The organism is Novosphingobium sp. BL-S-34 (assembly GCF_056857015.1).
The window spans coordinates 1,412,252-1,427,593 of record NZ_CM166473.1; the positions used below are offsets into that span (position 1 = coordinate 1,412,252).

At 59.4% G+C, this 15,342-nt stretch carries 8 protein-coding genes; 7 read left to right on the forward strand and 1 reads right to left on the reverse strand.

Annotated features, from left to right (window positions below; translation table 11 throughout):
* Positions 1-64 precede the first annotated feature (64 nt).
* The 6 genes from metC to AC1VV3_RS20055 all read left to right on the forward strand — a co-directional run bounded on the left by metC (position 65) and on the right by AC1VV3_RS20055 (position 10,896).
* Positions 65-1,291: a cystathionine beta-lyase gene (gene metC / locus AC1VV3_RS20030; RefSeq protein WP_482962255.1), complete on the forward strand. Its 1,227-nt coding sequence runs from the start codon at positions 65-67 to the stop codon at positions 1,289-1,291.
* On the forward strand, positions 1,288-2,376 hold the full coding sequence (locus AC1VV3_RS20035; RefSeq protein ID WP_482962256.1) for a mechanosensitive ion channel family protein: 1,089 nt from the start codon (positions 1,288-1,290) through the stop codon (positions 2,374-2,376). The genes metC and AC1VV3_RS20035 overlap by 4 nt, the downstream gene beginning before the upstream one ends.
* A gap of 127 nt (positions 2,377-2,503) precedes the next feature.
* A complete protein-coding gene (locus AC1VV3_RS20040) occupies positions 2,504-3,796 on the forward strand; it encodes a tyrosine-type recombinase/integrase (protein WP_482962257.1) in 1,293 nt (430 codons plus the stop codon).
* A 426-nt stretch (positions 3,797-4,222) separates the two neighbouring features.
* Positions 4,223-7,048: a hypothetical protein gene (locus tag AC1VV3_RS20045; RefSeq protein ID WP_482962258.1), complete on the forward strand. Its 2,826-nt coding sequence runs from the start codon at positions 4,223-4,225 to the stop codon at positions 7,046-7,048.
* Positions 7,045-9,672, forward strand: coding sequence for a thioredoxin domain-containing protein (locus tag AC1VV3_RS20050; protein WP_482962259.1), 2,628 nt, complete (start codon positions 7,045-7,047; stop codon positions 9,670-9,672). Before AC1VV3_RS20045 ends, AC1VV3_RS20050 begins: the two co-directional genes overlap by 4 nt.
* A 513-nt stretch (positions 9,673-10,185) precedes the next feature.
* The gene (locus tag AC1VV3_RS20055; protein ID WP_482962260.1) at positions 10,186-10,896 is read left to right on the forward strand and encodes a hypothetical protein; all 711 of its coding nucleotides are present in this window, start codon (positions 10,186-10,188) and stop codon (positions 10,894-10,896) included.
* A gap of 9 nt (positions 10,897-10,905) precedes the next feature.
* Here AC1VV3_RS20055 and AC1VV3_RS20060 read toward each other — a convergent pair whose 3' ends face one another.
* Positions 10,906-11,154 carry a hypothetical protein gene (locus AC1VV3_RS20060; RefSeq protein WP_482962261.1) on the reverse strand — a complete coding sequence of 83 codons (249 nt, stop codon included), beginning with the start codon at positions 11,152-11,154 and terminating at the stop codon, positions 10,906-10,908.
* 29 nt (positions 11,155-11,183) lie between these two features.
* Between AC1VV3_RS20060 and AC1VV3_RS20065 the strand changes: the two genes are divergently transcribed.
* On the forward strand, positions 11,184-14,966 hold the full coding sequence (locus AC1VV3_RS20065) for a hypothetical protein (RefSeq protein WP_482962262.1): 3,783 nt from the start codon (positions 11,184-11,186) through the stop codon (positions 14,964-14,966).
* Positions 14,967-15,342: the final 376 nt, after the last annotated feature.

Below are 15,342 nucleotides of genomic sequence, written 5' to 3' on the forward strand. Positions count from 1 at the left end.
GTCTTGCCTCTCGACCCCCGCCCTGCGGGGCGGTAGTGCTGGAAGCGCAAGAGCGGAGAGCACTTTGAGCGATTTGGACAATTTCGACGACCTCGCCCCATTCACCAAGCTGGTCGGCGGAGGCCGCCGCAAGGAGTGGACCGGCGCCGTCGTCAACCCACCGGTCTGGCGCGCGAGCACGCATCTCTACGAAAACACCGCCGCACTCGCGGAAGGCCCGCGCCGGAACGAAGACGGCCGGTTCTTCTACGGTCGCCGCGGCGCTCCCACGCAATGGGCGCTTTGCGAGGCCCTGACCAAGATCGAGCCCGGCGCGCACGGTACGGTCATCTATCCCTCGGGCGTCGCCGCGATCGCCGGAGTCATGCTCGCGCTGCTCCGTCCGGGCGACGTCGTGCTCATCACTGACAATGCCTACGATCCCACCCGCTCGATGGGCACCGGCATGCTTGCCGACTTCGGGATCGAGACCCGTTTCTACGATCCGCTCAACATTCCCGCCTACAAAGACTTGTTCTGCGAACGGACCCGCGCCGTCCTGATCGAGGCGCCGGGCAGCCTGTCGATGGAAGTTTGCGACGTTCCCGAACTGGCCCGCATCGCGCGCGCGAAGGGCGCCGTCTCCGTTCTGGACAACACCTGGGCCAGCCCGCTCGGTTTTGCCGGACTGGAAAAGGGCGTGGACGTGACCGTCATGGCGCTCACCAAGCATGTCGGCGGCCATTCGGACCTGATGATGGGCAGCGCCAGCGCGGGCAAGGAACTCTATGAGAAGCTGCGCAAACGCGCACAGGATCTCGGCATCGTCGTCTCGCCCGACGACGCGGCACTGGCCCTTCGCGGGCTGCGCACCCTGGGCGTGCGTTTGCGCCAGGAAGCCGAATCCGCGCTGAAGATAGCGCGCTGGCTGGAAGCTCGCCCGGAAGTGGCGCAAGTGCTCTGTCCGATGCTGCCCAGCTCGCCCGGCCACGACATCTGGACGCGTGACTTCATTGGCGGCTGCGGCCTCTTCAGCTTCGTGTTCAACGGCGGCACCATGGCCGACCGCAACCGCTTCATCGACGCCCTGAACCTCTTCGCCATCGGCTATTCCTGGGGCGGATTCGAAAGCCTCGTCGTGCCGATCGAACCGACCCGGCACCGCGAGATCATGCCCTGGCCTCCAGGCCAGCACGAGACGTCCGACCACTACGGCGTTCGCCTCGCCGTCGGGCTGGAAGACACGGACGATCTCATTGCAGATCTAGAACAGGCGCTCGCGGCCATGAAGCGGACCGGCGCGGCGACATGACCAACCCGGTCGTCCGCATGGTGATGCCCAGCCCGACGCCATCGCCCAGCGGCACGGCTGAGGCTGCGGCCCATGCGGCAGGCCGCACGGGGGCAGACCAGCCACTTGCGGGAGCGGACGGCCTCAAGAACGCAGTCACCTTGCACGGCGGCTTTCTCAGCGATCTGGTGGACACGCTGGACCGACTGGCGGTGCAGGTCGGCTCCAGCAGGATTTCGGTCTGGGATCTCGTGGTACTGCTCTTCGTGCTGGGGCTGGTGATCTCCATTGCCTGGGGGGCAAGCCGCCTTTCCAACCGTGTGCTCCGCTCGGCAACGGGGCTCGACCAGACCCAGCGCCTGCTGGCGGAAAAGTTGGTCAGCCTGCTGATCTGGACGATCGCGATCCTCGTCGGCATTGACGTACTGGGCATAGACCTCACCGCACTGACGGTATTCTCCGGCGCCTTCGGCCTTGCCATCGGCTTTGGCCTGCAGAAGACGTTTGGCAATTTGATCGCCGGAATCATCCTCTTGATGGACAAGTCGATCAAGCCCGGCGACGTCATCACCATCACTGACGCCGCCGGTATGTCTACTTTCGGCCAGATCCGCCGCATCGGCATCCGCGCCGTCTCGCTGACCACGCGCGATCAGAAGGAGTACCTGATCCCGAACGAAAACCTGATGATCAATCAAGTCGAGAACTGGTCCTATTCGAGCAAGAACGTGCGTATCCAGGTTCCCGTGATCATGCCCTATGCCTGCGATATCGAACGCGTGGAACATCTCATGCTGGATGCCGCCAAGTCGGTAAAGCGTGTCCTGGCCGCCCCGCCGCCCACCGTCTGGCTCGACAGTTTCGCCGAGCGCGGCGTCAGCTTCGTGATCCACGTCTGGATCACCGATCCCGAGGAAGGCGTAGGAAATGTGCGGTCCGACGTCTTGAAAGCGCTTTGGCGCCTGATGCGCGAGCAAGGCATCGAAGTCCCCTACCCCCAGCGCGACCTCAACGTGCGCGACACCGAAACGATGCGCGATGTGATCAAAGCGCTGCGTGGAACACACCAGATGCATTCACCCATCGACCCTTCAGTTTCAACCTGATTTCGCCCCTTTCTTAGCGCGCTCTCTGTATCCTAATTTGCCCCTAATTGCCGGCAAAATCGAATTAGGATACAATTAGGATACACTTTCCTGAGATACAACGCGCTTAAATGAGAAGGAGCCACGCATGGCAAAGCCGAAAGCACCGTTGACCATCGGGCAGCTCCGAGCCGCTGATTCCGCGCGAGCAGTTGCTCGGCTCACAGACACCACTCGGGGATTGACGTTCTTGGTCGGTCCGCGGGGCGGAGTATGGCAATGGCAAGGGCGGGTGAATGGAACGCCGCGTAAGATCCATGGTGGGCGCTTCGAAGGGGGGCTGGGAGTGACGCTGGCCCAGGCTCGTACGTGGGCTGACGACATCAACGGAAGGCTTGCGAAGGGGCTCGAGGTTTACCCCGAGGCTGACGCCGACAGCGCTTCGAAGTCAGCGGCGAGCTCAATTGAGACTCCTGCCATGACTTGCCAGCAAGCATGGGATTTATATTTAGAGACACCCGAAGGAGGCGGCAGAAACGCCGCGCGTACCCTTACCGATAAACGTCAAACATGGATACGCTTGTTCGCAGATCAGATAGGCCATAAGCTTCTGACCGACGTTACCTACCGTGAGCTTGCAGCGATTGTCGAACCGCTGAGGACGAACGGAAAGATCGCAGCCTTCAACAATGCCGTTCGGTATATCAGGCGCTACTTTTCATGGGCAGAACAGGCGGAAGTTCGCACAGGCTTGTCGGATTCTCCAGCGCGAAAGCTCAAAGCAGATTCGCCTAGCAAGCGAGAGCGATACCTCAGCGAACGCGAGATTCGTTGGCTCTGGGAGGCTGTCGGAGAAATCGATGCGACCTCGAGAGCTTACATCCTCACGGTCCTACTGACCGGCCAGCGGCGTGACGAGCTGCGTGAACTTGTCCGAAGCGAATTGGACATGGCGCGCGCATCGATGGAACTCTCAGCCGATCGGATGAAGGGTGGTGCCCCACATCTCACACCCTTTGGCGACAAGGCGTGGCAAATAATCTGCGGTCGTATGGCAAGCCACAACTATTCCTATGTATTTCCGTCTCCGCGCTCTCACCTCTTAGAAGCCTCCTACCAAGTTTATGATCTTAGCAATTCGATAGAATTCCTGAACGCCTTGATGAAGGCGAAAGCGACAGCCGCCCAAGTTGGGTATGAGCGCTGGACTACTCACGATCTTCGACGAACCTTCGCCACTATCGCAAGCGGAATTCTAAGCGAGGACGAAAGCGCCGTCCTTTCCACTGATCACATCGAGCGCGTTCTTGCCCATAAAATATCAGGAGTGCGCGGGATATACAACAAACATGAATATTTTAAAGAGAAACGTCGAGTTCTTAGAGTTTGGGAAAATGAGATCGAAAGTATTGTTGGAGAGGAGCTCTTCAATAAATACTGATTTATGCTCCGGGTAAGCAACCACTCGACATAGATTAACCTTGCAAATGCCAGTTAATTGAATCAACGATTAATTGTGGCAACATAAGAAATGTAAGATTTTGGCGCTGTGCGCCCTTAAAATGCCGCGCGCGCCGACCTTCATTCAATCCCCTGCATTCTAGCCACTATTGCCTTCAGACTGAGTAGGAACCATTGACGCCAACAAGCCCGCCATTCAGTGCCCTCGAACCCGTCGTTGAAACTTGCCCTACATTTTTCAACTTGCGGGTGCGCCTGAACGACCGGGAGGGGGACATTCGCGACTGTACCTGCACACGGAACAGGGGCTGCGAGGTATTTTCTTGATTTTTTGTCCCCCTCCTGTCTCAAGCGCGCTAACAAATTCTTGTTTCAAACAGTCATCAAGTGACTGCTGGGGGATGACGTGCGGATTATTGATCTAAATCGAAGCGGTGCGGAACGGTTTGAAGATGCTAACAAGGTGCTTCAGAACGAAGCTTTCGCACATTTGGGGAAGGTCATCTCCGCTCAGCTCGACCGGTTGAATAATTCCCCTTTCACCCCCCCGTCAGGGAATGAGCTTAATTACCTCCGCCCTCACGAAGGCATCTTAATTCAGGGCGGGCGCGGCAGCGGAAAAACGACGTTTCTCCTGAACGCATTGCATGAGCTCAAGAGTGGCAAGCAAGAATGGGCCAAGGGCCTGTCTGAAGGGCTTCATGTATTGCCAGTGATCGATCCGACCCTGATCGAGACCAAGGAACACATCGTCATTGTCATCATTTCCCTCATCGACGCAGCCTTGGATGACCCGAAGGCGAACCCCGACGCGGACAGGGAGAAAGTGAACACCGCACGCGAGGCGATGGCGGAGGGGCTGGGGCTGCTCGACGGGATCGGAAAATCGCATCCCTATGGGGAAGAGTGGGAGGACGCGGCATGGATCATGAGCAGGGGACTGCGGAAGGCAGCCAAGGGACGCACCTTCGAAGCCAAGCTGCAAACATTTATCGATGAAGCGCTGAAGGTTCTCAAAAAGAAGGCGTTCGTGCTGGCGTTTGACGATGTCGACACGAACTTTCAGCATGGTCACGCCATTCTGGAAACCATTCGGAAATATTTGGCGTCGCCGCAACTTATTATCATGATTTCGGGCGATCTTGAACTCTATGGCCGTCTTGTCCGGCGCAACATCTATGACACGTTCGGCGAAGGGTTGATGAAGCACGACCCCGATGTGATTGGCGAAGGCAAGACAGGTTTGTCCGAAGCCGTTCTAGAACTGGAGGAACAATATCTTCTGAAAATTGTACCGCCGCAGAACCGCATCGCAATGCTGCCGCTCAGCGGCATACTTCAGGCAAGCGGCACCTCGGAATTGAGGGTCCTTCCCGTTGGGGGCGAAAAACCAGGTGCGGACGAAGAAGCAGGTGCGAGCAGGAAAGCCCACGAACTGGTTCCCTGGGCCAGCAAGAGAATCCGCGAGCAACTTCTGGAAAGCGATCCGCAAGACGGCAAGACGCCGCCGCCCCATCCGTTCTTTGAGGTGGTGTCGCGTGAACATTTGCGTCTGGTCATCGGCTATCTCCGCGCATTGGGAGAACCCGATAAGAACGCAGGCCGACGGGGCGTCTTTACGGTGTTTGAAACACGCCTCCGCTCTGCCGGGTTGCGATCGGAACAATTTGCCGACGCCACATTGGACGTTTCCCTGCAAAGCGCCTTCCGATGGCTGGTTCAGCAAGACAAACCCACCTCTCTCGTTCGCTTCGCGGTGCCGAGCGATACGGGACAGGCCGTCATCCTCCACTGTTTTGCCCTGTCCATCGCTGCAAAACTGGACAAGTCCCCCGCCTCATGCCTGCGCGCCCTGTTCACGCTCAACCTGCCCATTTCCATGATGCAGCGCGACCGTTTCACCATGCCAGATGTGCGCCAATCCATGTTCAACTTCATTTGGGAAGACGCTAGCCCCAACTTGTTGGATGTGGCCGGGCGGATTGGCTCCATCAGCCGTCTTGGCAAGGACGAAGCGGGACCGAATATTGGCAATTTGAAGGCAAGCTCTTTCGGCTCCGTAGGTACGATGCAGACCATTCGTGCAGCAAATCGTTTCATCCGACTGTTTGATTATGCGGCGGATGAAGCGAAGAATGCGGCAGCTGCCAAGAAGAAGTTAAGAGCTGGAGAGGTCGCTGGGGCAGTAAAAAATCAGCCCTCGACATTCTCCAATAAAAAGTGGCTTACCAGCTTTGAAAACGGGGAACTGGCTGACCTGAGTGCCGAAAAAGGAATAGTCTGGTTTTCTCTCGAGAATCTCGAATCCCGTACCGGGCAATTCGGGGATGTGCTCGGACTGGCGACTTACGACCGCTTCAGCAGCCGGGGAGAGCGGTTTCGCTCGATTTCGGCGCTCTCTCTCTTCGCAGCAATCGGGGAACTGCTGGCGCGCGATGACATCAGCGACTTGGGCAGTTTGAAGCCGACCTCCATCATTCCAGCCTTCATGCCGGACGCGGAGTTGGCCCGCGCCGGTTCCAAAGATGACACCTCCACGCCTGAGGACGAAGACCACGACGACAGTGACGAGGTGGAGGCCGTTAAGTCCGACGATAAATATTCTGAATTCGAAACGAGATTGCAGGATTGGCATGCTTTTGCGCGTGCGAATTCGAACAAGGCCGCGGTGTCCCCCGCAACGCTGGCGCGCATTTCCGAACGGATTCATGATCAACTGCTCGCTCTGGATGACGAGGTGGCTCTGGCATGGAAGACCGGCCATATCCTGCATCGCCAGATTACAAATATCTTGCATGCTCTTCTCATTGTCACCTCCGGCAGTTCCGAGCGCCTCGATTCACCCAAGACATCCGACCGGCCCCTTGTCGAAGCTCTGCGGCGTGCCGCGGACGATGACGCGCGCAGCTTCCATTCTCTGGCCGCAATTGTGATTTCCTGTCCGCTTGTCTGGATGTTCCTCAATCCAGAGGAATTCTATTTGCAAAGCGGAAACCTGAAGGTGGATCTCCGCAATGAGGTCAAGAACGCTTTATCGGCCTGGCAAGAGGAGCATGGTGACGCTGTGGAGCCGTTCAAAGAGGCTTGGTTGACGTCTCCGGAAATAGATATCGCCATCGGTCACATCAGGAGCAGCAGCACCACCCAACAAAAGAAGGTGACGCAGAAAGGTTTCTTCAACGTTTTGAATGTGGTGCCGCGCTATCATCCGCAAGCCCGCGCTTCAAAATGATCAATGATGGACCTGAACAGATTGCCCGGCTTCGCGGGGTGATTGACATTGCCAAGGCGATGGTCACGAACGTGCATCTTGTTCGCTTTCTCGAACGTGACGCATCGGGCTATCGGGCAGAGGACGACCTCCGGTCACTTTGGGGGCGTGGTGACGGACGCGCTGAACTGAAGGCGGCCTATGCGAAGGGTCGATTTCTTCACTGCCGAAAACTCAATCCCCGGTTGACCGACGAAGCCGTCGAACACCGTATTGCCTGGGTCGCGGGTGAACTGGACCGCGAGACGCGTGGAGGGTGCCGGCTTATCCTTGATGACCCGTCCAAATGTCTGGTTGCGATACTTTCCTGCTTGGGCGAAAGGTTCCTGTGCGAATGCCGCGACGGGTCGTTGCGGGTGCGATCACGGCTGTTGGCCGAATGGCAGGACTTGATCTTGGTCGTACCGCCGATGCTTATTACGGCGGCCTGGATGGCGGCGCGCCAGCCCAAAACGGGTGATTACGGCCAGTCCCTCTCGGAACGGGCGAAGTGGCAGGCACGGGTTCAGGGCTGGTTGTGCGACAGCACCTTGCCGGTGGATGACGATCCGTTTCTCGACCACCTCTGCCGGACGGAGGGGCTTGATGAAACACATATGCACCTGAATGGCACGACAGAGGCGGACAAGATCTGGATCGACGCTCTGCGCCGACCTGATGCGGTTGTCGGCGAGCTGTTGAGAAAGGGTGTATCGCGCGAGGACGGATTGCATGCCGTGATCGGGAACGGCGTTGACAGATTGCTGCGGCAAGAAGACGAGCAACTCACGCCAAAACGTCTCAGGGTTCGGGTGGGACAGGCCATCTCGCTCAAGACCTTTCTGCTGGAGGAGGCGAGTAAAGAGCAGGCGCGGGAACCGACCACGGATGAAGAGGCGGATTTGCGCTACCGCCATGCTGTCAGCAAGCGGATAGGAGGGGCGCCGGTATCCAAGACAACCGCGGAAGCCCTCCAGCTCATCGACATTATCGGCATGCTTCGTCGACCGGAGGCCAGCGAGCTGCACGGCCTGGCGTTCTTCTGGTACGCGTTGCTGCGGGCGCAATTCTGCCGCCTGCTGGTCCAGCAAGTGTCACAGATTGGCTTTGACCAGTTCCAGCAAATTACCTTGAACGAACTGCGCGAAACGACCGAGAAGAGTTATCTGGACAGATTCCGGCAGATCGAACGCGGCGTGCAGAAGCCGGTCGATTTCCTTGAAGGACGCTTCGCACCCAAAAAAACGCCCGCTGGCACCGCGAGGCTCATGTCGCAGGTGCTGCGCGGTTACCTGATATTTCTGGACGAGAACGCCGATGGCTCGCCGCGTAAACACCTGCGGAAATGGTTGGCAAACCCCGAGACGACCGACATCTCCCTTGCCGACACCATCCGGCTCATTCGGAAGTTTGAGCGCGGCTCTGATAAAATCCCGGCCAGCGAACGCCGGTTGCGTTTGGGCCTGGTTGCGCATTTCATCAAGCGGACTGATGGGGCCGAGCTAGAGAAGTTCTACCAGCGGACGCACCCGGCGCCGGTTTGCAGGGACGTAAGTGTGAGGCGCGAAGCCGATCAGGCCGCGCGGGCGCTGGTCGCCTTGATGAAGAGCACAGAGGGCTTTTCAGAGCTTTTTCGCGGGGTGGATGCGGCAAGCAACGAGCGGCACGCTGGACCCGAAGTTTTTGCGCAGATATTCCGCAGAATGCGTCGCGCGGGTGTGAAGCGTTTTTCGTATCACGTCGGAGAGGATTTTGTTCACCTGGCCTCAGGCCTTCGCGCCATTACCGAGGCTGTTCAATTCCTGGAGCTGTCCGCCGGGTGCCGAATTGGACACGCAACAGCGGCAGGACTTTCCCCAGACAGGTGGTGGAAATCCCAAAACGGTTCGGTCATCCAACCTCTCGAAGACCGTTTGGATGATCTGGTTTTCGTTTGGGGACTGCTACGGCAGAAGTCCTTGATGCCAAATCAGATCGTCCTGATCGAAATGGAAATATGTCGACTGGCCATGTCGATCTGGAAAACACCTGAACTTACGCCCGACCTGTTGCACCGCGCATGGGAACTTCGGCACCTCGACCCGATTGTGCGGACATACGGCGACCATGACGTAGACCCGGACCGAAACGGGGAAATAAAGCTATTTCGTGACAGCGCGGCCAGCGATGCGGACGCGCACTCCCAATTTCTTCGGCGCCATGGCGTTGGCGTTGAAGCGGCCACGTTGCAACGTGCACGGCAGTCAATATTGGTGGAACGGGGATCCGACGTCCTGTCACCGGACGTGCTGGAGGCCGTTCAATCGGTGGTCCTGGAAACGCTGCAGCATCGTGGCATCGCCATTGAAACCCTGCCCAGCAGCAACGTGCGCATCAGCATCCATGATTCCTACGAGGATCACCATGTCAGCGGTTGGGTTGGCCACGGCAGGAATTTCTGCGCTACTTCCGTCGTCGTCGGCTCGGATGACCCGGGCATTTTCGCCACCAGCCTGCGCATGGAATACGCCCATGTCAAAAGAGCACTGCTGAGCAACGGCAAAGGAATCCAAGTCGATGCCCATCTGCAAGATATCTGCAAGACGGCAAAACGATATCGCTTTTGATTATGGCAAGGCCCGCCATAGGTTGCGTAATTCATCCTCAAATGTTTCAGCGCCGACCCGACACCAGATCATCACTTTATACTTGCAACGCGGAAGCTATCCACAGAGGACTGATCGGATCGTCCAACGCCGCAGACATTTCCGGCCATCGATGTGTGCGCCTGAACGAAGGGAAGCCTTTGGTCGGCTGCTGCCAGTTTCGCCGGATGAGCAAGGCCGCCGACAAAGCGGTCGTTGCCAACCTCATATCGCTTCCCTGATAGCGGCCATCGGTTCACCCAGTTACACGCGAAGCTGAACGACCGGGCGTGGGACTTTCCGGAACGTCCGCTTAGGAGACGGGGACCGGAGAAAGGCGACATTCGCTGTTGGCGATCTCGCCGATCGGCAGGTCCGGCTCGGCCGCTATGGGATCGCGCCGCATGTGGTGCGCTATCTTGAAAGGCCCGATTTCGATTGAGGCGCTGGCCGGCTTTTCGCTGACGGCCGATATCTTTCGATGTAGAGTGCGATATGGGTAAGCGCTTTAGAGGGAAGCCGTGCGCATATTGCGATGGGGTTGGCGCCACTGCCGACCATGTCTTCGCGCGCAATTTCTTCCCAGTCGAAGATCGCGGACATCTCCCCCAGGTTGGCGCGTGCGAACCCTGCAATCGCGAGAAATCACAGCTGGAGCATTACCTGCTGAGCGTGTTGCCATTCGGCGGGAATCATCCTGCATCCAGTGCGATTCTCGCGAACGAAGTGCCGCGGCGCCTGAAGAACAATCGAAAGCTCCACCTCGAACTGTCCGAAGGTAAGCGAGAAGTCGTTATGCAGACGCAGCACGGCGTGCGCGAAAGCCTGACCCTGCCATTCGACACCGACAGGCTGGGGCGGCTGTTCGAATTTGTCGCGAAGGGACTTGTCGATCATCACTGGCAGGTCCGCGTGCCAACGGACCATTTTGTAGGCGCAGGATTCCTCAGCAACGAGGGGGAGCGCCTGTTCGAGCAGCTGATGATGCGGCGATCGAAGGCGGAAGCGCGCGGCAATCTCGGGCGCGGGCTGGTTCTCTATCAAGGCGTGCAGACGCTCGATAGCCCAACGACCACGCTTTGGCGCTTCCAGCTATATGGCGGCATTCAGTTCGGGGGCGATCCGGGGGTACCGACGCAGATGCCGTCGAATATCTGGGCATCGACGTCGCGCACCCCGATGCCGGGCCTCTCAGCGCCCGGTTGATCTGCGTAATCAATCGAGTCCGAGGATCAGCTCGCGGGGCGCGTGGTCGTGCTTCAGGACATCGGTGCAGATGACCTGGTAAACATCACGCTGGTCGAGAAGACGCGCGATCTCACACTCTTGCCGTGGCGACCGGCGCTGGAGCGCCAACTCGGCAAGCCCGTTGCCGGCATCGTGCGCGGTGATCGGATCAACTGGCAGTGCCGTCGCGGGCGGGGCGGACCAACTATCAGTTGACCGCTCTTTGTTCTCCCGCATCTTCCCCTATATTTGAGGAAATGGGGTTGGTGACGATGTTCGAAATTACTGGCGCGCAAGTCGCCGATCTCAATGACGCCGATCTACGGACACTCGTCGCGCGTCTCGCCTTGGCAGAATTGCGTGTGCAGGGTTGCCCCAGCTCGTCGGTAACCGCTGGCGGTAATCAGGATGCAGCCGATGGTGGACTCGATGTGAGGGTCGAGTGTCCCTCCGCGCTGACGACGCCGGATTTCGTGCCGCGCCAGCACACCGGATTTCAGGTCAAGAAGCCAGACATGCCGGCGAGCGCGATCCGCGATGAGATGCGTCCTGGCGGCGTACTTCGGCCGGTCATTGCTGAACTCGCCGCTCGCTCGGGCTCATATATCATCGTCAGCGCGCAAGGGTCGGTCGCCGACAAGCCGCTGAGCGATCGTCGCGATGCGATTAGAGCACAGCTCGACGAGCTGCCTGAGGCCGGACAGCTGCACAGCGACTTTTACGATCGCGATCGGCTGGCAACCTGGGTCAACCATTATCCGGCGATTGCCGCCTGGGTCCGCACGCGGCTCGGCATCAGCATGTCGGGCTGGAGCAGCATCGGCGATTGGTGCGGCGCCGGCGTGAGTGAGGAGATGCCCTATCTCTTCAACGACAAGGCCTGCCTGACCGATGAGCGGACGAGCGACCGCGAGCAGCTCACGATCGGGGAGGGTATCGTTCGGCTTCGCGCCTCCCTGACCAAAGCTCGCCAGTGCATCCGGCTGATCGGCTTGTCCGGTCTCGGAAAGACTCGTCTCGTGCAAGCTCTGTTCGAGGATGGAGTCGGCGAGACTCCACTCGATCCGGGACTCGCCGTCTATACCGACTATTCGGCGGAAACAGACCCGACGGCCCGGGACATGGCGCGCCAGCTGGTGATCGCACGCCAACAAGCGATCCTGATCGTCGATAACTGCAATCCGGCGACGCACAGTGAGCTTGCCCGCATCTGCTCGGAAACGGGAAGTCAGGTCAGCCTCCTCACGGTCGAATATGATGTGCGCGACGACGAGCCCGAGCGCACCGAGGTCTTCCGCCTTCAGTCGGCATCACCCGAGATGGTGGAACTGTGGCTGGAAAAAACCTTCCCCAACGTGACGCAGGTCGACCGGCGAACAATATCGGAGTTCAGCGACGGTAACTTTCGCGTGGCGCGCGCGCTAGCCGAGACGCTCGGAAAAGGCGAGACCCTGGGAAAGCTCAAGAGCCGCGACCTCTTCGAGCGGATTTTCCATCAGCGCAACGAGCCCGACCGCGATCTCCTTTCCGTCGCCGAAGACCTCGCCCTGCTCTATTCAATCGACGGGGAAGACACGTCGGCGAACGGTGAGCTTGCGCGAGTTGCTGCTATTCGCGGCGTTGGAGTAGCGACCATATATGCGGCGCTGAACACGCTTCGTCAGCGCGGGATCGCGCAGCTGCGCGGACGGTGGCGCGCGATCCTGCCGCATGCGATCGCCAACCCACTCGCCGGGTTTGCCCTCGAACGCATGCCGCCGGCCGACTTCGATCGCTTTTGCGGGTCGCTCACAGCGCGGATGCAAAAGTCCCTTTCGCGCCGCTTGGGCTATCTGCACGACAGCGCCGAGGCGCGGACTGCGGTCGAACGCTGGCTCGGCGCCGACGGGCCGCTCGGCGATCTCGCAGCGTTGGGCGAGGATGGCCTGCAGATCATCACGAACATCGCCCCGGTCGCGCCAGATGCGGCGCTCGCAAGGATCGAGCGAGATATTGCGAGCCCAAGCGGTGCCGAGATACTTGATCCGCAGGCAAGCAACCGGTGGCAATGGATACGACTGATCAAGCTCCTCGCCTACGATCCGCCGCTTTTCAACCGCGCGGCGACATTGCTCGCCCGGTTCCTTGCCGCCGAACCGCCCAACCACAATCACAACTCAGCCTCGGACATGTTCGCCGAGCTGTTTCATCTACACCTGTCTGGCACCAAGGCACTGCCAGATCAGCGGCGAGCGCTCGTGCGCCGGTTCGCCCAATCCGGTGATCCGGCTTTGGTCCGCTGCGCCAGCGTCGCCCTCGATGCACTGCTGAAGGCGCACCATTTCAGTTCATCGAGTGACTTCGACTTCGGCGCTCGGTCAAGGGACTATGGCTGGCACCCGCCGACCTATGGCGACATCTGGGCTTGGTACAACGGCGCCGTCGACCTGGCGGTCGAGCTTTCGCCAGTCATCGATAACGCCCGGGACTACCTTGCCCACAGCGTGAGGGAGCTGTGGCACTTCGGCGCCTGCCATGATGCGCTCGAACGGGGAGCGACCCATTTTTCTTCCGACCGGCCTTGGATCGAGGGGTGGATCGGCTTCCGGACAGCACTGCGCTTCGAGGGCGACGCGATGCCGGATGAAGTGCGCACCCGGCTCGCCGCGCTCATCGAACGCCTGAAACCTACCGATCTTCTTCATCGGGCCCGTGCGGTCGTGCTTGGGCACAACAGTTTCGGTTGGGATGTGGCTGACGGCGACGCGGATGACGGCGACGTTATGAAGCCGTATGAGCGTGCTTCGCAGTTGGCGAAGGAAATCGGCACCGCGCTCGCGCACGATCCGGAGACGCGCGCTGCCTTTATCGCCGAACTGCTCGTCGAACAACATCCGCAGCGCGCCTACGAGTGCGGCATTGGTCTGTCGGATGGCGCTGCCAATCTTGATGTGATGTGGCTGGAACTCCTGGTTCACTTCTCCGCCGCTGATCCGGATAGGCGGAATGCGACGGTGCTGGGCGGGTTCATCCATGACGCGCACGCGAAGGATTCGGCCTTTGCCGACGCTGCGCTGGAGGAGGTCATCGGAAATCCCGATCTAGCCGCGAGCCTGCCGTATCTTCAGGCGCGTGTTGCTATCGATGCCCAGGGCATAGCCCGGCTTCGGCGTGCGACTGAACGCGGCGCCCTGTCGGCGCGCGACTTCCACAGCATCGCGAACGGTAGTGTCGGGGAGTCTCCGCCTGACGCGCTCGGTCCGCTACTGACCGATATCGCCAATTTGACCGACGGCGTGGAGATCGCGCTCGATATCCTTCACATGCACTTTTACCGCGATCGGGAGGAGGGCCGCCAACGTGCGCCATCCTTGATCGCTGTTGGCCGTGAGCTGCTGCTGCGCGCCGACTTCGGAAAGAAGCAGTCGTTACGCGATTTTGGGCTGCATACCGTCATTCGGGTCTGCTGCGCCGGATCCGATGGAAAGGCGACATTGCGGGAAATCTGCGCGCGCGTCCGGGCCGGGCTGGAGACCGTTTATCTCTCGTCTTACGATCTTGGTTATGTCTTGAAGGCGCTCTTCGAGACGCATCCCCTGATCGCACTCGACGAATTCCTGCTCCCCGAACTCAGGCCGAGAAATCGGGAGCTGTTTGAAGGGGACTTCGGGTCTGGCACGCCGGTGGAAGATGTCGGCGCCGAGACACTTGTTCAGTGGGCGAATATCGATCCGGATCGGCGCTATCCGCTGCTTGGCAAAAGCATCCCCATGTTCAAGCGGCAGCAGGGCGAAGAGGAGAATGGTGTCTCTACGCTTTTCCTGGAAATATTGGGCCACGCGCCAGACAAGCGGGCGTTCCTCGGTGATATCTGGTCGCGGCTGCATCCGCGCAGCTGGAGTGGTTCGCTCGCCGATATCCTTGTTCGGCGTCGCGTCGCGATCACGACGCTGGGTGACAATGTTGGAGGCGAGGTCCAGCAATGGGTCACCGACATGCTGCCCGAACTCGAACGCTGGATCGAACATGAGAGCAAGCGTGATCGGGAAGGCGAGCAGAGTTTCGAATAGCTGCTGATACGTGCGTCCCCAGCGGGGCTTTGACGCCGATCACGGCTTTCGCGCTGGGCGAATGGCCGGTTTTGGCGGGAACAGCCGTTCAAAACACGATAGGCGAACGGCGTAAGCTGGTTGCGACCTGCCGGTGGCGCCCTCCCCGACTCACGCCGACAAAGCGGTTATAGACCGCCTCATCTCGGCTCCTTGAGCGGCCGTTAGCTCACCGATTTTCGCATTAATTTGAACGAGCCGGCGAGGGACATTGTGTCAGGTACGCTTCGACACGCAAAAAAAGCGAAGCGATCCTATCCGCGAAGACTTCGTAACCTACAACGCCAGCTATCAATTTCTGATGTCACCTAACTTTGCATACGGTTATGCTGCGAAT

Coding starts and splice junctions, on each gene's coding strand:
- AC1VV3_RS20035 (WP_482962256.1), top strand. CDS start 1,288: ATGACCAACCCGGTCGTCCGCATGGTGATGCCCAGCCCGACGCCATCG.
- AC1VV3_RS20040 (WP_482962257.1), top strand. CDS start 2,504: ATGGCAAAGCCGAAAGCACCGTTGACCATCGGGCAGCTCCGAGCCGCT.
- AC1VV3_RS20050 (WP_482962259.1), top strand. CDS start 7,045: ATGATCAATGATGGACCTGAACAGATTGCCCGGCTTCGCGGGGTGATT.
- AC1VV3_RS20055 (WP_482962260.1), top strand. CDS start 10,186: ATGGGTAAGCGCTTTAGAGGGAAGCCGTGCGCATATTGCGATGGGGTT.
- AC1VV3_RS20060 (WP_482962261.1), bottom strand. CDS start 11,154: ATGCGGGAGAACAAAGAGCGGTCAACTGATAGTTGGTCCGCCCCGCCC.